The sequence below is a fragment of the Rhizobium sp. LjRoot30 genome, from assembly GCF_964253915.1.
Taxonomy (GTDB): domain Bacteria; phylum Pseudomonadota; class Alphaproteobacteria; order Rhizobiales; family Rhizobiaceae; genus Metarhizobium.
The window spans coordinates 176,925-193,188 of the sequence record NZ_CAXUSG020000009.1 but is presented as its reverse complement, the minus strand read 5'-3'; the positions used below and the strand labels follow the sequence as shown (position 1 = coordinate 193,188).

General features: G+C 61.4%; 18 protein-coding genes. 12 read left to right on the top strand and 6 right to left on the bottom strand.

Annotation, left to right across the window (positions count from 1 at the left end):
- Positions 1 to 25 precede the first annotated feature (25 nt).
- Both ACSQ3I_RS18965 and ACSQ3I_RS18960 read left to right on the top strand, forming a co-directional pair.
- The gene (locus ACSQ3I_RS18965) at positions 26 to 1,138 is read left to right on the top strand and encodes an alkene reductase (protein ID WP_436001547.1); all 1,113 of its coding nucleotides are present in this window, start codon (positions 26 to 28) and stop codon (positions 1,136 to 1,138) included.
- Between the two features lie 73 nt (positions 1,139 to 1,211).
- Positions 1,212 to 2,027, top strand: a complete 816-nt coding sequence (locus ACSQ3I_RS18960) for an aminoglycoside phosphotransferase family protein (protein ID WP_436001546.1) — start codon at positions 1,212 to 1,214, stop codon at positions 2,025 to 2,027.
- Here ACSQ3I_RS18960 and ACSQ3I_RS18955 read toward each other — a convergent pair.
- On the bottom strand, positions 2,024 to 3,043 hold the full coding sequence (locus ACSQ3I_RS18955; RefSeq protein WP_436001545.1) for an NAD-dependent epimerase/dehydratase family protein: 1,020 nt from the start codon (positions 3,041 to 3,043) through the stop codon (positions 2,024 to 2,026). The two genes, ACSQ3I_RS18960 and ACSQ3I_RS18955, sit on opposite strands and share 4 nt — an antisense overlap.
- 89 nt (positions 3,044 to 3,132) lie before the next feature.
- Here ACSQ3I_RS18955 and ACSQ3I_RS18950 point away from each other — a divergent pair, with 89 nt between their 5' ends.
- Positions 3,133 to 4,047, top strand: coding sequence for a LysR family transcriptional regulator (locus tag ACSQ3I_RS18950; RefSeq protein WP_436001544.1), 915 nt, complete (start codon positions 3,133 to 3,135; stop codon positions 4,045 to 4,047).
- A gap of 12 nt (positions 4,048 to 4,059) precedes the next feature.
- Here ACSQ3I_RS18950 and ACSQ3I_RS18945 read toward each other — a convergent pair whose 3' ends face one another.
- Positions 4,060 to 4,320, bottom strand: a complete 261-nt coding sequence (locus ACSQ3I_RS18945; protein WP_436001543.1) for a DUF2188 domain-containing protein — start codon at positions 4,318 to 4,320, stop codon at positions 4,060 to 4,062.
- Between the two features lie 216 nt (positions 4,321 to 4,536).
- Between ACSQ3I_RS18945 and ACSQ3I_RS18940 the strand changes: the two genes are divergently transcribed.
- Positions 4,537 to 5,631, top strand: coding sequence for a calcium:proton antiporter (locus ACSQ3I_RS18940; RefSeq protein ID WP_436001542.1), 1,095 nt, complete (start codon positions 4,537 to 4,539; stop codon positions 5,629 to 5,631).
- A 177-nt stretch (positions 5,632 to 5,808) separates the two neighbouring features.
- Entirely contained in the window at positions 5,809 to 7,005 is a 1,197-nt protein-coding gene (locus ACSQ3I_RS18935; protein WP_436001541.1) for an OpgC family protein, read from the top strand.
- 62 nt (positions 7,006 to 7,067) lie between these two features.
- On the opposite strand, the gene ACSQ3I_RS18930 is transcribed toward ACSQ3I_RS18935, so the two are convergent.
- Complete coding sequence (locus ACSQ3I_RS18930; protein ID WP_436001540.1) at positions 7,068 to 8,270, bottom strand: pyridoxal phosphate-dependent aminotransferase; 1,203 nt, start codon at positions 8,268 to 8,270, stop codon at positions 7,068 to 7,070.
- On the opposite strand from ACSQ3I_RS18930, the gene ACSQ3I_RS18925 reads away from it, so the two are divergent.
- The 7 genes from ACSQ3I_RS18925 to ACSQ3I_RS18895 all read left to right on the top strand — a co-directional run bounded on the left by ACSQ3I_RS18925 (position 8,269) and on the right by ACSQ3I_RS18895 (position 14,053).
- Positions 8,269 to 8,424, top strand: coding sequence for a hypothetical protein (locus ACSQ3I_RS18925; RefSeq protein ID WP_436001539.1), 156 nt, complete (start codon positions 8,269 to 8,271; stop codon positions 8,422 to 8,424). The two genes, ACSQ3I_RS18930 and ACSQ3I_RS18925, sit on opposite strands and share 2 nt — an antisense overlap.
- 302 nt (positions 8,425 to 8,726) lie before the next feature.
- Entirely contained in the window at positions 8,727 to 11,066 is a 2,340-nt protein-coding gene (locus ACSQ3I_RS18920) for a marine proteobacterial sortase target protein (RefSeq protein ID WP_436001538.1), read from the top strand.
- Positions 11,024 to 11,704, top strand: coding sequence for a class GN sortase (locus ACSQ3I_RS18915; RefSeq protein WP_436001580.1), 681 nt, complete (start codon positions 11,024 to 11,026; stop codon positions 11,702 to 11,704). Before ACSQ3I_RS18920 ends, ACSQ3I_RS18915 begins: the two co-directional genes overlap by 43 nt.
- Before the next feature lie 137 nt (positions 11,705 to 11,841).
- A complete protein-coding gene (locus ACSQ3I_RS18910) occupies positions 11,842 to 12,447 on the top strand; it encodes a hypothetical protein (protein WP_436001537.1) in 606 nt (201 codons plus the stop codon).
- Between the two features lie 215 nt (positions 12,448 to 12,662).
- Positions 12,663 to 13,067: a hypothetical protein gene (locus ACSQ3I_RS18905; RefSeq protein WP_436001536.1), complete on the top strand. Its 405-nt coding sequence runs from the start codon at positions 12,663 to 12,665 to the stop codon at positions 13,065 to 13,067.
- 198 nt (positions 13,068 to 13,265) lie between these two features.
- Positions 13,266 to 13,481, top strand: a complete 216-nt coding sequence (locus ACSQ3I_RS18900) for a cold-shock protein (RefSeq protein ID WP_003494703.1) — start codon at positions 13,266 to 13,268, stop codon at positions 13,479 to 13,481.
- Between the two features lie 146 nt (positions 13,482 to 13,627).
- Positions 13,628 to 14,053, top strand: a complete 426-nt coding sequence (locus tag ACSQ3I_RS18895; RefSeq protein ID WP_436001535.1) for a BA14K family protein — start codon at positions 13,628 to 13,630, stop codon at positions 14,051 to 14,053.
- A 68-nt stretch (positions 14,054 to 14,121) separates the two neighbouring features.
- Here the strand turns inward: ACSQ3I_RS18895 and ACSQ3I_RS18890 are convergent, their stop codons facing one another.
- The 3 genes from ACSQ3I_RS18890 to ACSQ3I_RS18880 all read right to left on the bottom strand — a co-directional run bounded on the left by ACSQ3I_RS18890 (position 14,122) and on the right by ACSQ3I_RS18880 (position 16,080).
- Positions 14,122 to 14,763: an MBL fold metallo-hydrolase gene (locus ACSQ3I_RS18890; RefSeq protein WP_436001579.1), complete on the bottom strand. Its 642-nt coding sequence runs from the start codon at positions 14,761 to 14,763 to the stop codon at positions 14,122 to 14,124.
- A 69-nt stretch (positions 14,764 to 14,832) separates the two neighbouring features.
- Positions 14,833 to 15,009 (bottom strand): hypothetical protein, encoded by a 177-nt coding sequence (locus ACSQ3I_RS18885; RefSeq protein ID WP_436001534.1) that lies wholly within the window; start codon positions 15,007 to 15,009, stop codon positions 14,833 to 14,835.
- A gap of 177 nt (positions 15,010 to 15,186) precedes the next feature.
- The gene (locus tag ACSQ3I_RS18880) at positions 15,187 to 16,080 is read right to left on the bottom strand and encodes a branched-chain amino acid aminotransferase (protein WP_436001533.1); all 894 of its coding nucleotides are present in this window, start codon (positions 16,078 to 16,080) and stop codon (positions 15,187 to 15,189) included.
- Positions 16,081 to 16,264: the final 184 nt, after the last annotated feature.

The window sequence follows — 16,264 nt, the reverse complement described above, 5'->3', positions numbered from 1 at the left end:
AGCAGACCCAATGAAAGGTGCAACAATGCCTAGTCTTTTCGATCCCATCACGATCGGCGACATTTCGCTCGCCAATCGTATCGTCATGGCGCCGCTGACCCGCAACCGGTCGCCGAACGCCGTTCCTCGCCAACTCAATGCCGAATATTACCGTCAACGCGCTTCTGCCGGCCTGCTGATCACCGAGGGCACGCCGATCACCCAGCAGGGCCAGGGTTATGCCGACGTTCCCGGCCTCTATACGCCGGAAGCCCTGGAAGGCTGGAAAAAGGTCACCGATGCGGTTCATGCCGCCGGCGGCAAGATTGTCACGCAGATCTGGCATGTCGGCCGTGTCTCGCACGTCTCGTTGCAGCCGGGTGGCGCAGCGCCCGTCGCACCCTCGGCGATCACCGCCAAGACCAAGACCTACCTGATCGACGCCGACGGCAATGGCAGCTTTGCTGAAACCTCCACGCCGCGCGCGTTGGAAACGAGCGAGATCGCCGGCATTGTCGACGACTATCGCAAGGGCGCCCGCGCCGCCATCGACGCCGGCTTCGACGGCATCGAACTGCACGGCGCCAACGGGTACCTGATCGACCAGTTCCTTCGCTCCGGCACCAACCAGCGCACCGACGACTATGGCGGCTCGATTGAAAACCGCGCCCGCTTCCTGCTGGATGTCGTCGATGCCGTGTCCAAGGAAATCGGCGCCGGCCGGGTGGGCCTGCGCATTTCGCCGGTGACGCCGGCCAACGACGCCTTCGATCCGGAGCCGCAGGCCCTGTTCACCTACGCCGTCGAAAAACTTGCAGCGTATGGCCTCGCCTTCATCCACGTCATCGAAGGCGCCACCGGCGGTCCGCGTGATCACCAGCAGGGCGACACACCGTTCGACTACGTCGCGCTGCGAGCCGCCTACCAGAAGGCGGGCGGCAAGGCCGGCTGGATGGTCAACAACGGTTACGACCGCGATCTGGCCATCGATGCCATCGAGAGCGGCAAGGCCGACCTCGTCGCCTTCGGCCGGCTGTTCATCGCCAACCCGGACCTGCCGCGCCGGCTGAAGGAAAACACCGATCTCAACGCCCCGGATCGTGCAACCTTCTACGGCGGCGGAGAAAAGGGCTACACCGACTACGCAGCCCTGGCTTGATATTGCCAGGCCCTGTTCCCACGTTGAAGCTCCCGCCCATCCGGCGGGAGCTTTTTTTGTCAGGGAGCACCGCTTGAAGCCGGCAGATAACGACCTCTTCCTCCCCTATCTCGAAAAATGGTCGCTGGTACCGGATGGCGCTCGCATCGTCACGCCTTCCAGCCAACTGCTGCCGGTGACGTGGCACAACCGGCCGGCCATGCTGAAGATCGCCCACGATGCGGAAGAGCGCTTCGGTGGCCTGGTTATGAAATGGTGGCAGGGAGACGGTGCGGCAAAGGTCTACGAAGCCGACGAAGATGCCCTACTCATCGAGCGTGCCACCGGCAACCGCTCGGTGATGCGCATGGCACTCGGAGGCGAGGATGACGAGGCGACCCGCATCATGTGCCGCACCGTTGCCCGCCTGCATGCGCCACGCGCCGCGCCGATGCCTGACCTGCGGCCGCTTGAACACTGGTTCCAGGAACTCGATGCCGCAGCAAGCCGGCATGGCGGCATTCTGCTGCGTTCGGCCGAAACAGCGCGCTTGCTTCTCGCCGATCCGCGCGAAATCGGTCCGCTGCACGGCGATATCCACCACGACAACATCCTCGATTTCGAGGCGCGCGGCTGGCTGGCGATCGATCCCAAGCGGGTTTATGGCGAACGCTGCTTCGATTACGCCAACATGCTCTGCAATCCCGACCTGCCGACCGTCGCATCGCCGGGCCGGCTGCAGCGGCAACTGGCCGTCATCTGCGCCGAGACCGGCCGTGACGCAAAGCGTCTGCTGCAATGGACGCTTGCCTTTGCCGGCCTCTCGGCAGCCTGGTTCCTGAGCGACGGCATCGACCCCGGCAGCGACCGGCAGGTCGCCGAAATCGCTGCCGCCGAACTGGACGGTTAAACGAATGCCTGCAGGCCCCGGTCGGCGGCGCGCCCCGAAGCGATAGTCTGCGGCAAGCAGCCGAGGCTGCCCAGCGTCGCGGCGATAGCCTCGTCGATGGCGGTGCGCGGTTCTTCACCGATCGCCGCGACCAGTCGCGCATTGTCCATGCGCAGCGGCTGCTCCCACAGGTAACGCATCTCGCGCAGTTCCCGCATGAACGGCACGAAAGGTGCCGCGAACGGTAGCAGCCACCACGGGAAATGCCGGATTTTTGGCTGGCGGCCGGCGACCCGGCCGATGGCGGCGATCAACTCGGTACCATCGCGGTCCCAAAACCCCTGCATGTGATAGACGGCAAAGGCTGGCAGCGACGCGGCCCGTTCCACCAGACGGACCATGGTCTCGGCGGCATCGGGCAAATAGGCCCATTGATGGCCGACGCCAGCCCGGCCGGGATAGATGACCGATGTCACCGGCTTGCCGGGCTTGACCAGCCCTTGCGAAAACCAGTTGTTCGCAGCCCCCGGACCGAAGAAATCGCCGGCGCGCAGGATGATCACCGAAACCCCATTCGCTGACGCCGCCTTCAGGCGCCGTTCCATCTGCACGCGGATGGCACCCTTCCTCGTCTGCGGGTTTTGGGGACTGTCTTCGCGCAGATCCGGAAAGGCATCCGGCCCGAAATTGTAGATCGTGCCCGGCAGCAGGATGCGCGCACCGCTGTCGTATGCCGCCGCAATCGTGTTCTCCAGCATCGGCATGACCTGGGTTTCCCAATCCCGGTAACCCGGCGGATTGACGGCATGCACGATCAGGTCGGCACCGGCCGCTGCTGCTTTCACCGCCTCCGCGTCCAGCGCATCGCCCTGGATCCAGTTCGCCTGCGGAAGTTTTCGCCGTGCCGCGGCTGCATTGCGGCTCAACGCCTTGATCGTCCAGCCACGTTGCAGCAAGGCGCGGGCAACGGCGCCGCCAATGCCGCCCGTGGCGCCCAGGATAAGTGCCGTGCGGGATGTCGGGTTTTCGCTTGTCATGTTCATCTCCTTTTCGGTTGAAAGGAGTATCAGCCCATTTCAAAATAAACGAAATTGCCTTAATTCATGGACATGATATACAAAAATGTATGAATATGTCCGAACCGAGCTGGGATTTCTACCGCACCTTCCTCACCGTGCTGCAGACGGGATCGCTGTCAGCTGCGGCGCGGGAACTCGGCCTGACTCAGCCGACGGTCGGCCGGCATATCGATGCCCTTGAAGACCATTTTCGCGCGCCCCTGTTTGTTCGCTCGCAGCAGGGGCTGATGCCGACGGAATTTGCGGCCGACCTGCGTCCTTACGCGGAAACCCTGTTTTCCACGACATCGGCGTTATTACGCGCCGCATCCGGAGAACGCGGCCGGGTCGCCGGCACGGTGCGCATCAGCGCCAGCGACGTCATCGGCATTGAGGTGCTGCCGCCGATCCTGGCGCGGCTGCAGGACGACCATCCCGACCTGGTCATCGAATTATCGCTGTCGGACCGGGTGGAGGACCTGCTGCGCCGCGAGGCGGACGTCGCAGTGCGGATGACCGCACCGGCGCAGGAGGCCTTGCTGGTGCGCCATATCGGCAGCATCGATCTCGGCCTTTACGCCCATGAAACCTATCTCCGCCGCCATGGAAGGCCCGAAACCCTCGAGGCGCTGAAACAGCACCGGCTGATCGGCTTCGATCGGGAAAAGGCCTATATCCGTGCCATGCTTCGCCATCTGCCCATGCTTGCCGAGAACCGGTTTGCGATGCGCGCCGACAGCAACCTCGCCCAGATCGCCGCCATCCGCGCCGGCGGCGGCATCGGCGTCTGCCAGGTTCTGCTCGCAAGGCGGGATGCCGGCATGGTGCGCCTGTTCGAAAACGACATCGCGCTCGGGCTGGAAACCTACGTGACGATGCACGAGAATCTGAGGAACGCCGCACGCTACCGCGTGACCTTCGACGCGCTTGCAAAAGGACTCAGGGATTACATCGGCCGCGGACCAGCCGACCCCGAGGCATAGGCATCGCGCGGATTATTGCGGCGCGCCGACCCACTGGCTGTCGACGATCTCCGGCTCCGGCCGGTCGCTGCCATCGTCATATTCGCGGCGCCAGACGCCGTCCTTGTCCTGATAGCTGATCACCGATGCCTCGCCGGCCACCTGCTGTTCGGCGGCCACGATACGCACCGCCTCCAGTGCTTCGGCATGGGTCGGGAAGGCTTCGGAATAGACATCTCCCAGCCGGTAGGCCCAGCCGCCGTCATGCCGCACGACTTCATAGACAATCTTCATCCATCATCTCCTCGATCCGGAGCCATGGCGCGCACGGCCACCGCCCGTCCGCCATATCCTCCCAAAGATCGCGGGCATCCGGGTCTACCTGTTGTCGCGATGCGGCCACTATCTCATCAAAACAGCAAGACTGCAAACATCGGCCGAGACCACCGCTTGCTGCTTGCCGCCAATGCCTTAGATTGCTGCTGTCAGGAAGAAATCATCGGGGGCGGGATGTTCGATCAGTTGAAACAGGAACGCCTGCTGCTCGTTCCGATCGTCGCAGGCGCGATCGTCTTTGCGACCGAACACCAGTTGCTGGAGGCCGGAAAGCTTGTCTCGCTGATGGCCGCAGCAGCGCTTGTCGCCGCCATCGTCGTCGCCTCGATGCGAGTCGCCCATCATGCCGAAGTGCTTGCCGTCAAGGTCGGCGATCCCTACGGCACGATGATCCTGACGCTGTCGGCAGTGCTGGTGGAGGTGATCATCCTCGCCATCATGATGAGCAACGAAGGCTCGTCGCCGACCCTGGTGCGCGACACGATCTATTCCGCCGTGATGCTGGACATCAACGGCATCCTCGGCCTTGCCGCCCTGCTCGGCGGCATCCGCCACGGCGAGCAGCCTTACAACGACGACAGCGGCAAGACCTACGGCGTGATGATACTCACCGCCATGGGTATTTCCATGGTGGTGCCGGAGTTCGTTCCGCACGACAAATGGCCCTACTATTCCGTCTTCACCATCGGCGCGATGATCGCGCTCTACGCCCTGTTCCTGCGCATGCAGGTCGGCCAGCACAGCTATTTCTTCAGCTATACCTATCCCCGCACGGAGAAGCCGCTGGCGACGGACCACGCCGAGGAGGAAAACGGCTCGACCACGCTCGCCATCGCCGTCATCCTCGCCGGCGTCGTCATCATCGGTTTCCTGGCGGAAATGATGTCCGTGCTGCTGAACCACGGCATCGAGGGCACCGGCGCGCCCATCGCCATGATGGCCGTCATCGTCGCGGCGATTTCCGCCGCGCCCGAGATCATGACCGCGCTCAGGGCAGCCTTGCGCAACCGCATGCAGGCGGTGGTCAACATCGCCATGGGCGCCTCGCTCTCCACCGTCATCCTCACCGTACCGGTCATGGAAGCCATCGCGCTGTGGACCGGCCAGCCCTTCGTCATGGCGATGACGCCGGTGCAGACGGTGATGATCGCCATCACCCTGATCGCCGCCGCGATCAACCTCAACGACGGCGAAACCAACGCCATCGAGGGTATGACCCACTTCATCCTTTTCGCCACCTTCATCATGCTGACGGCGATCGGGTTGTGAGAAGCGAACTCAATCGCCTCAATCCAACCCTCACGCTCCTATACACCCCCTTCATCCGGCATTCATCCCGGAACTTTTACCCTCCCAGCTCATTTCGCTCGTGCGGTGCAAACATGAGTCGCCGCTTCTCGATGTCTCCGCCTTTTCGCAAGGTGGCAGGAACAAGGGATCAAGTCCTTGAAAAGATTTGATGTTATCGACGGCATGAGGGGGTACTTCCTCGTCTTCATGCTCATCAATCACCTCATCTTCGTCGGTGGTTACTGGCTGGTGGAGGTCAATCACCGGCAATTCGCCTTCGTCGAGGATGCGCAAGGGTTCGTCTTCCTCTCCGGCCTGCTGATCGGCATGGTCTATGCCCGCAAGATGGTGAAGCAGGGATATGCCGCCGGCCGCGACCTGATCTGGGCCCGTGCCTTCGAGCTTTATCGTTATGCCATGGGAACGGTGATCGTCATCCTGGCGGCGCAGATGATCCTGCCGAACGCCTACCGCATCTGGAACAACTGGCTGGCCTATTCGCATTTCGACGATCCGCTGCGGCTGTCGCTGATCGCGTCGTTCTTCTTCCAGCCGACCTTCATGGATATCCTGCCGCAATACATCGTCTACATGATCTTTGCGCCGGCTGCCGTCTGGTTCTGCCTCAAGGGCCGCTGGGGCAGCGTCGCAGTGGTCTCGCTGATTGTCTGGATCGCGGGACAGCTCGGGCTTCAGCGCCTTGTCACCGAACCGATTAACGCCTGGATGCTGAAGACTGATGGCGAGGCGATTCGCTCGAGCTTCAATCTGCTCGGCTGGCAGATCGTCTTCTTCGCCGGCCTGATCATCGGCGTACTGACCTCGACCGGCAAGGTGGACTGGACGAAGATCTTCCGGCCGGAGGACAGCTTCATCCCGCGCATGGCGCTGGCGCTGTGCCTGTTCTTCCTGCCGCTGCGCATCATGACGGCACACGACATGATGCCGCAATACATGCTCGACAAGTTCGCGACCATGGAGATCCGCGCCGATTTCGGACCGGTCTACCTTCTGAACTTTGCCGCCGTGGCACTCGGCCTCGCCTGGCTGCTGATCGCCGGACCAAAACATAGCAGTGCCGTCATCAGAGGTATTGCCAATCTCGTCACCCGGCTGTTCTCGATCCGGTACCTGCAGCTTCTCGGCCGGCATTCGCTGCATATCTACGTCTGGCACGTGCTGATCGTCTACATGGTCTATTATGTCGACGGGCGTACGACGGAACTGTCGCAACTCACCAAGACGATCATTGCCTTCGCCTGCCTCGGCCTGCTTTGCCTGCCGGCGGTCTGGCGCGAACGCGATCGGATTTTCAACCGGGACGTCCTGGCTGCGGAAAAACTCAAATCCTGAAAACGATGAAGGCGGCGCCGTTTGCGGCGCCGCCTTCATGAATGGCAGTCTGAAAGCGCTGCTTACTTGCAGGCGCCGCAGAAGCGCTGGATGCGCTTGCAGGCTTCTTCCAGCAGGGCTTCCGACGTTGCGTAGGAAATGCGGAAGTTCGGGCCGAGGCCGAAAGCCGAGCCATGAACGACGGCGACACCTTCCGATTCCAGCAGTTCGGAGACGAAATCTTCGTCGGTCTCGATGACCTTGCCCGACGGCGCCGTCTTGCCGATCAGGCCGGCGCAGGACGGATAGACGTAGAAAGCGCCTTCCGGCGACGGGCAAGTAATGCCCTTGGCCTGGTTCAGCATCGACACGACGAGGTCGCGGCGGCCTTCGAAGATCTTCTTGTTCGCGGGAATGAAGTCCTGCGGACCGTTGAGCGCCTCGACGGCCGCCCACTGGGCGATCGAGGTGGCACCGGAGGTCTGCTGGCCCTGGATCATGTCCATCGCCTTGATCAGCGGCAGCGGGCCGGCAGCATAACCGATACGCCAGCCGGTCATGGCATAGGCCTTCGAGACGCCGTTCATCGTCAGCGTGCGGTCATAGAGCGCCGGCTCGACTTCGACCGGGGTGACGAATTTGAAGTCACCATAGGTCAGGTGCTCGTACATGTCGTCCGTCAGGATCCAGACATGCGGATGCTTGAGCAGCACATCGGTCAGGGCCTTGAGTTCGGCATGGCTATAGGCGGCGCCCGACGGGTTGGACGGCGAGTTGAACACGAACCACTTGGTCTTCGGCGTGATCGCCTTGTCGAGATCGGCGGCCTGGAGCTTGAAATTGTTTTCCTGCGTCGCCGAAACGATCACCGGCGTACCGCCGCACAAGGACACCATTTCCGGGTAGGACACCCAGTAAGGTGCCGGGATAACGACTTCATCGCCCGGGTTCAGCGTCGCCATGAAGGCGTTGAAAAGAATCTGCTTTCCGCCCGTACCGACGATCGTCTGCTCCGGCGTGTAGTCCAGGCCGTTCTCGCGCTTGAACTTCGCGGCAATCGCCTTGCGCAGTTCGGGAATGCCGGCGACCGGCGTGTACTTTGTCTCGCCGCGATTGATCGCGTCGATGGCGGCCTGCTTGATATTGTCGGGCGTATCGAAATCCGGCTCGCCGGCGCCGAGACCGATCACGTCGCGGCCCTTGGCTTTCAGCTCGCGCGCTTTCTGCGAAACGGCGATGGTGGCAGAGGGCTTTACACGGGAAAGGGCGTCGGCAAGGAAGGCCATGATGATCGATCCTGATCTGTTGAAAACAGCCGGCGCCCGGGCATTTCCGGGCCAAAGGCCGGCGACATGCTCTATGTCGAATGTCGCCCGGGGTTTCAAGCAGAAACGCGTTACCGATGCATGTTTTCTCGTGATGGAAACCATCACTTTGTGAAATGAACCGCATCCGCAGACAGCTCGCCTGCCTCGCCCAGCTGGCAAAAGGCGCACAAACACAACCAAAAGACACACCTCGCCCTTCATCATCCGATGACGAAGCAAGCTGAAATCCCTAGAGAATATAGACAATGACGATCTGGTGTAGCGTTTTATTCGCAGAATTCTCATCCGCCGCTGCAATCTTCGATTGCCATCAATTCGTCATGAGAAATGCGCCGCCCCGCCGCAATTCCGTCCATAGCCCGCCGGCTTTCAGGCCTCATCTGATGCGGTGAAGACTGAACTTGGGGGTTTGAGATGTTCACGGACAATGAGAGTGCGGCGCGGCGTCTCCGCGCACAGCGCGGCAGCAGCGCCCTATGGATCGCGATGACCGCGCTTCTCGCCACATTCGCGGCGACGGGAAGCCTGTTGAGCACGACACAGGTCGCTCGAGCGGAAACCGTTGTGCCGGCAACGGCGGAACTTTCGGGACTGGTGCGGCCCAACGACATGAATTCGGGCGCCCTGCTCTTCCCGTCGAAGGAACTCGGATACTTCGTCGAGGCGCCGCGACTGAAGACCGACGTGCAGATCGACGTTTCCGGCCCGATCGCCCGCGTCAAGGTCACCCAGCGCTTTCAGAATCCGAGCAAGGGCTGGGTGGAAGGCACCTACGTCTTCCCGCTCACCGACGATTCCGCCGTCGACGAGTTGCGCATGCAGATCGGCGACCGCTTCATCGAAGGGCAGATCAAGCCGCGCGAGGAAGCCCGGCAGATCTACGAGGACGCCAAGGCGGACGGCAAGAAGGCGGCCCTGCTGGAACAGCAGCGGCCGAACATTTTTACCAACCAGGTCGCCAATATCGGCCCCGGTGAAACGATTGTGATCCAGATCGAATACCAGCAGGCGGTCCGCCAGTCGGGCGGCGAGTTCTCGCTGCGTTTCCCGATGGTGGTGGCGCCGCGCTACAATCCCGCACCCATCGTCCAGTCGGTCGAATTCAACGGTGGAACCGGCTTTGCGGTCACGCAAGATCCCGTCGAAAACCGCGACAAGATCGAACCGCCGGTGCTCGATCCGGAAAAGAATGCCAAGATCAACCCGGTATCGCTGACCGTCAACCTGAAGGCCGGCTTCCCGCTCGGTGAGGTCAAGTCGCCCTTCCACGAGATCACCCTGACCGAACCGGACACGCAGTCGCGGCTGATCGCCTTGAAAGCGTCGGCCGTGCCGGCAGACCGCGATTTCGAGCTGACCTGGAAAGCCGCCGCCGGCAAGACGCCGACCGCCGGCCTCTTTCGCGAGACGGTCGCCGGGCGCGACTATCTGATGGCCTTCGTCACGCCGCCCGCCACGCAGCAGGACAACGCCACGCCCGCCAAGCGCGAGGTGGTCTTCGTCATCGACAATTCCGGCTCGATGTCCGGTCCGTCGATCGAGCAGGCGCGCGATAGCCTGGCGCTGGCGATCTCCAACCTGAAGGCCGGTGACCGGTTCAACGTCATCCGTTTCGATGACACGATGACCGATTATTTCCAGGGCCTCGTCCCCGCCTCTGCCGACAACCGCGAACGGGCCATCGCCTATGTCCGCGGCCTCACGGCCGATGGCGGCACCGAGATGCTGCCGGCGCTGCAGGCGGCCCTGCGAAACCAGGGGCCAGTGGCGCAAGGCGCATTGCGCCAGGTGGTGTTCCTGACCGACGGCGCCATCGGCAACGAGGGCCAGCTCTTCAGCGAGATCGACGGCAACCGCGGCGATGCCCGCGTCTTCACCGTCGGCATCGGCTCGGCCCCGAACACGCATTTCATGAGCAAGGCCGCCGAATTCGGCCGCGGCACTTTCACCCATATCGGCTCGGAGGACCAGGTCGCCGCCCGAATGGGCGAACTCTTCGGCAAGCTGGAACATCCGGCCATGACCGATATCGCCGCCACCTTCGACCAGGCCAAGGCGGAAAACATCACGCCGAACCCGATGCCCGACCTCTATGCCGGTGAGCCGGTGGTGCTGACCGCCGAACTGCCGGCGGGCGGCACATCCGGCAAACTCCTGATCACCGGCCGCACCGGCGACCAGCCGTGGCGCGTCGAGATGAGCATCGACCAGGCGGCTGCCGGCAAGGGCATCGCCAAGCTGTGGGCGCGGCGCAAGATCGACGACCTGGAAGCCAGCGGCTACCGCATCAACGATCCGCAGGCCATCGACCGGCAGATCGAGACGGTGGCGATGACCCACCACCTCGTCTCGCGCGTCACCAGCCTCGTCGCCGTCGACGTCACGGCCACGCGCCCGAAAAACGAGCCGCTGACGGATACGGACATGCCGGTGAACTTGCCGGAAGGCTGGGACTTCGAGAAGGTCTACGGCGAACAGAAGCCGCTCCTGCCCTCGCCGACCGGTGACAAGGATGCCTCCCTGCCTGCCGGTACCCTGCAGCAGGTGGCAATGGAGACGGCCGAGATGATGGCCGCCGCCCCGACGGCAAAAACCGCAAGCCTGCTCGCCAAGCGTAGCGCCGGCGTCAACCTGCCGCAGACGGCAACACCCGCAGACCGCCATATCCTGATCGGCCTGCTGCTTCTGCTGACGGCGCTGGCCGCAGCGTTCTGGCTCCGCCTGCGCCGCGTCCGCCTCTTCGCGCGGAGCTGATGATGGCCCTGCCGCAAACAGCACGGCGCCCCATGTTTTTGGGGCGCCTCGACCGGTTCGAAACGCTGGTTGCCGCGACCGCCGCGGCCATCGGCATGTGCGGCCTGCTTTTTATCGGGCACGGTTTTTACATCAAGGCCAAGGCGCAGCTGGCGCAGGTACTGCTGGCCCGCAGTTTTGCCGCGGAATTGGCCGGGGAAGGTCCGAGCCGGCCATGGCCCTGGGCGGACTTCACCACGGCGGCGAGGATCAGCGCCCCGCGCATCGGCCAGTCGGCCATCGTGCTCGCCGGCGCCAATGGCGAAACCCTGGCTTTCGGCCCTGCCTGGCTTGCCACCACGCCCAAACCCGGGGATGAAGGCACCGCCGTCATTGCAGCGCATCGCGATACGCATTTCAGCTGGCTGAAGGATGTCAGGCCCGGCGACCGTATCGAGGTCGAACGGGCCGACGGCAGGACGATGAGCTTTATCGCCGGCCAGGGCCGCGTCAGCCGCTGGGACGAAAACGGCATCGACATCGCCGCACAAGGCCGCCATCTTGTTCTGGCGACCTGCTGGCCCTTCGATGCGACGGAACGTGGCCCCCTGCGCTACATTCTGGATGCGCAGCTGGTCGAGCCCTCACCGGCAAGTTGAATTTCGAGAAAATGAAGTATTCATTCGACGCTATTTTATACAATTTTGAGGCATGTAATAACACGCGGCCACATTGTCAATTTTTGACGAGACCGATATCATTAATAAATCACTAACATTAAGATATTGGAAAACAAATGTATTTCGCCCCGATGTACAAATACGGAAACGCCAACGACAAAATTGGAATTACTGGAATCATCGGCTGCATGGGCCTGATCTATGTTGGCCACAACGGAATGTATGCAATTCATATTCCTGATATCGGTCGCGCCAAGGATGAACTCGCCAGCGATCTTTTCATCGCCCACATCAAGAACAACGAGGTCTCCGTCGGCGGCAAGCACGGACACCTGCTGACCTTTGCGAATGGAACGAACCGCACATGGACCGGCGCGACCTATATGAGCGCCGAGGAGATTTCCAAGCGGGTAAAAAAAGGGCTGAAATCGCCTTCGACGACGCTCTACCGCATCATGAAAGGCCTCGGCCCGAACTCTGGCGGGTCGATGGCCAAATCCGTCGTCATACTTCTGAATCGTGTGCATTCGTCAAAATCGAACCCTTCCGGAAGCGATCTTTTTTACAAGGCAAATGACGACATCACCTGGGTTTCCTATCCGAAAAAGGCATCCGGGACATATGCAGGTGTACCGATCGGCACAGATTCCCAAGTACCGAGCGAGTTGATCGCCGGCTGGACCCGAATGACCGACCAGAATTGCAAGCTCGTCCAGATCTAGGTTCCGACATCGATGCATGAGCCGGTTGCCGCCTGTGACAACCGGCGTTCCTTGCCGACCCCGTGCAAAACCGGGCGCGGCAGGCGCGGACCCGCCGGCACATCCAGAACCGCAGCCAGGCGCCTGCACCATCCTTCCCCGCTCGAGCAATTTCTGCAATTTAGAGATTGCGAAAACGGGCCAAGATCGGCTAAGCCATACGTTGGGTTAATAAAATGCCAACAGGTCTTGCTGAGCAGGCACGCATCAATCCCTCCGATAGCCTGAAAACGCCGGCAAACGGCGAAGCATCTATGCCAGACATGCTACAAGCACAGCTTTTCGATCGTGCCGGTGAAAAGACCGAACTTTTTTTAAACTTTTGTGCCGATACTATAAAATGCAGTCCGCGCCTCAAAATGACCCACGAGTGCCGTAATATTGTGCAAAAAACATCGTTTGCGATGGATTTTGCAAGCCGGAGCCATCCTCACGGCTCCCCGGAGACAGATTCACGAAGTCCAGACCGGTTTCGCGCGGCATGGCCGTACGCGGCTTTAGAAAAGTTTTGCTTGCCAATTTTAAATAAACACAGCACTCTCATTGTGTTCGGGCATTTTGCGAACACGGGAAGACCTTAAAAATGAATGCGCGCCGGAGACGCAAGAAGTTCCGGGCGATTGGAAGAAAGACCATCCGTTATGGAGTGTCGTTTCGCTGATTGCGGTAACACGGGACCCTTTCCTCAAAATTCGAGAACTGCCTGCCCCCCGCCCGCCAGGGCAAGATAGTGTAATGCTGCCCGGTCTGACACGGGCGGAGAGAAAAGGACCTGACGCATGGCCGAGACTGGCACTGTAAAATTCTTCAACACCGACAAAGGCTTCGGCTTCATCAAGCCGGACAATGGCGGCGCGGATATCTTCGTACACATTTCTGCCGTGCAGGCTTCCGGCCTCTCGGGACTTTCGGAAAACCAGAAGGTAAGCTTCGACACGGAACCGGATCGTCGCGGCAAGGGCCCGAAGGCCGTCAATCTGCAGATCGCCGGCTAAGCCTTTTCGGCTTTGTGCTTCGAGTTGGAGCCCGGCAGTCATGCCGGGTTTTGTCGTTCAGACACCATTCAGCATAAGGTCGATAGTGTGCCTTCATCAGATGAAACGAACATTGACGTTCGGGTTCTGGGTCGAGGACACCACCGATGAACACGATTTTGAAAACTCTTGTTCTGTGCGTCGCCGTCGCAGCGACGACATTGACTGCCATTGCGCCTGCATCCGCAGGCGACCGCCACTGGCGCCGCCATCATAACGACCGGGACGCGGTTGCGCTCGGCGTCGCTGGCCTGGCTGCCGGCGCACTCATCGGTTCCGCCCTTGCGAACCAGCCGCGTTATGTCGAGGAAGAGCCGGTTTACGTCGATCCCGACTATGTCGAGCCGGTGCCGGTCTATCGCTCGCGCCGCGTCTATGTCGAAGATCCGGGTTATGTCGAGCCGTCGCGCGAGCTTCGCCCGTGGTCGGGCGCATGGCGCCGTTATTGCTCGCAGCGTTACCGCAGCTTCGATCCGTCGACCGGCACCTATGTCGGTTACGACGGCCAGGAACACTTCTGCACCGCCGGTTGACGGCGGGACAATCCGATCCTTGAAAATGCGCCGGTCTTGCCCGGCGCATTTTTCGTTTGGGACGCCTGTCAGATGCCCTTGAGGAACGGGTTGGTCCGCCGCTCCTCGCCGATCTGTCCGCCCGGGCCATGACCGCAGATGAAACCGACGGTATCGCCGAGCGGCAGGACCTTGTCGCGGATCGAATCGAGAAGCTGTTGGTGATCGCCGCCGGGAAGATCGGTGCGGCCGATGGAGCCGCGGAACAGCACGTCGCCGAGATGGGCGAAACCCTGCTCGCGGTGGAAATAGATGACATGGCCCGGCGCATGACCCGGGCAATGGTAGACCTCGAAACTGTGATCGCCGAAAGAAACGCGGTCGCCATCCTTCAACCACTGGTCGGGCACGAGGTTGCGCACAACCATCGGCACATTGAACATCTTCGATTGTTTCTCGAGGCCCTGCAGCAGCGGCAGGTCGTCCTCATGCGGCCCGATGACCTGGATGCCGAGGGCTTCGCGCAGTTCGTCGGCTCCACCTGCGTGATCGATGTGACCGTGAGTCAGCCAGATCGCCTTGATGTCGAAGCCGTTGTCGCGGATGACCTGCAGGATGGTGTCGACGTCGCCGCCCGGATCTACCACCACCCCTTCCTTGGTCTCCATGTCGTAGAGAATGGTGCAGTTCTGCTGGAAAGGGGTCACCGGAATGATACCGGCCTGGAGCATGCCCATGAGCGCCTCGCTTCGACGTGTTCGATGCATGGCGGTATAGACAGAAAAGGCAGTGGGATCAGCTTAATTCTTGCTGAGCGCGGCAACCTGCATGTCGGCAACGGCGGGAGGAGCCAGATTGACCGAAGTAACGAGGATTGCGGCCGCCAGAAGCTTGGCAGTGACGACGGCAATCACAACGGGGCGCAGCTGCTTGCGGACCTGCGATTCGGCGTGGATGGCGGGCGAAATTGTGGTCATCGGTCTCTCCGGTCTCGTTCGTGGCGTCCGGCACGATCTCGACAATCGCCCTCGCCTTGCTTGAGCCGGACAATGCCGGATCGGCTGCCGCTCCGCTGTTTCGCGGGATACAGCCCTCTCAACGCAAAAAGGGCGGCCGTTGCCGACCGCCCCCTTAATCGAATGTGCCCGAACCGCTTATTCCGCGGCGGCTGCTTCCGCCGGATACACTTCGCGCATGTAATCGTTCATCAGCGTTTCGCTGATCGTCGCCGGCGTGAACTTGTAGGGGCCGATTTCCGAAACCGGCGTCACTTCCGCCGCAGAGCCGGTCAGGAAGCATTCGCTGAAGGTGGAGAGTTCTTCCGGCCAGATCGCCCGCTCGACGATTTCATAACCGCGGCGCTTGGCAAGCTCGATGACCGTCTGGCGGGTAATACCGTTCAGGAAGCAATCCGGCAGCGGCGTGTGGATGACGCCGTCCTTGACGAAGAAAATGTTAGCGCCGGTCGCCTCGGCCACCTGGCCGCGATAATCCAGCATCATCGCATCGGCGTAACCCTTGGCTTCCGCAGCATGCTTGGAAATCGTGCAGATCATGTAGAGGCCGGCAGCCTTGGAAGCGGACGGCGCCGTCTTCGGATCGGGACGGCGATATTCGGCGATGTCGAGGCGGATGCCCTTGAGCTTTTCGGCCGGATTGAAGTAGCTGCCCCACTGCCAGATGGCGATGGCGACGTTGATGCGGTTGTTCTGGGCCGAAACGCCCATCATCTCGCTGCCGCGCCAGGCGATCGGCCGGACATAGGCATCGGCAAAACCCTGGCGCTTCAGGAGCTCGATGGTCGCCGCATCCAGTTCCTCGACGCTGTAGGGGATCTTGAAGCCGAGGATTTCGGCGGAGCGGTGCAGGCGCTGATTGTGTTCGGTCAGCTTGAAGACCCGGCCGCCATAAGCGCGCTCGCCCTCGAAGACGCCGCTGGCATAATGCAGGCCGTGCGTCAGCACGTGGATCTTCGCTTCCTTCCACGGCACGAACTCGCCGTTGAACCAGATGTATCCGTCGAGTTGGTCAAAAGGAACTGCTGCCATCTTCTCTTCCTCCGGCGCCCGTACGCCATGCTTTTAAAAGTTGATTATCCCCACCCTTACAGTCTATCGAAAGCGCAAAGGGGTTGAAACTTATCCTTGATTTTTGTTGGAGTTTCAGGGGTCAGCGCTTAGGTTGAACAATCTAGCAGACGACCGAAGGATCTCCGTTCGGGGGCGGAAATTA

Coding starts and splice junctions, on each gene's coding strand:
- ACSQ3I_RS18945 (WP_436001543.1), bottom strand. CDS start 4,320: ATGAAGATTGTCTATGAAGTCGTGCGGCATGACGGCGGCTGGGCCTAC.
- ACSQ3I_RS18940 (WP_436001542.1), top strand. CDS start 4,537: ATGTTCGATCAGTTGAAACAGGAACGCCTGCTGCTCGTTCCGATCGTC.
- ACSQ3I_RS18900 (WP_003494703.1), top strand. CDS start 13,266: ATGGCCGAGACTGGCACTGTAAAATTCTTCAACACCGACAAAGGCTTC.
- ACSQ3I_RS18895 (WP_436001535.1), top strand. CDS start 13,628: ATGAACACGATTTTGAAAACTCTTGTTCTGTGCGTCGCCGTCGCAGCG.
- ACSQ3I_RS18965 (WP_436001547.1), top strand. CDS start 26: ATGCCTAGTCTTTTCGATCCCATCACGATCGGCGACATTTCGCTCGCC.
- ACSQ3I_RS18910 (WP_436001537.1), top strand. CDS start 11,842: ATGTATTTCGCCCCGATGTACAAATACGGAAACGCCAACGACAAAATT.
- ACSQ3I_RS18925 (WP_436001539.1), top strand. CDS start 8,269: ATGATGATCGATCCTGATCTGTTGAAAACAGCCGGCGCCCGGGCATTT.
- ACSQ3I_RS18950 (WP_436001544.1), top strand. CDS start 3,133: ATGAATATGTCCGAACCGAGCTGGGATTTCTACCGCACCTTCCTCACC.
- ACSQ3I_RS18885 (WP_436001534.1), bottom strand. CDS start 15,009: ATGACCACAATTTCGCCCGCCATCCACGCCGAATCGCAGGTCCGCAAG.
- ACSQ3I_RS18890 (WP_436001579.1), bottom strand. CDS start 14,763: ATGCTCCAGGCCGGTATCATTCCGGTGACCCCTTTCCAGCAGAACTGC.
- ACSQ3I_RS18955 (WP_436001545.1), bottom strand. CDS start 3,043: ATGACAAGCGAAAACCCGACATCCCGCACGGCACTTATCCTGGGCGCC.
- ACSQ3I_RS18880 (WP_436001533.1), bottom strand. CDS start 16,080: ATGGCAGCAGTTCCTTTTGACCAACTCGACGGATACATCTGGTTCAAC.
- ACSQ3I_RS18920 (WP_436001538.1), top strand. CDS start 8,727: ATGTTCACGGACAATGAGAGTGCGGCGCGGCGTCTCCGCGCACAGCGC.
- ACSQ3I_RS18905 (WP_436001536.1), top strand. CDS start 12,663: ATGCCAACAGGTCTTGCTGAGCAGGCACGCATCAATCCCTCCGATAGC.
- ACSQ3I_RS18930 (WP_436001540.1), bottom strand. CDS start 8,270: ATGGCCTTCCTTGCCGACGCCCTTTCCCGTGTAAAGCCCTCTGCCACC.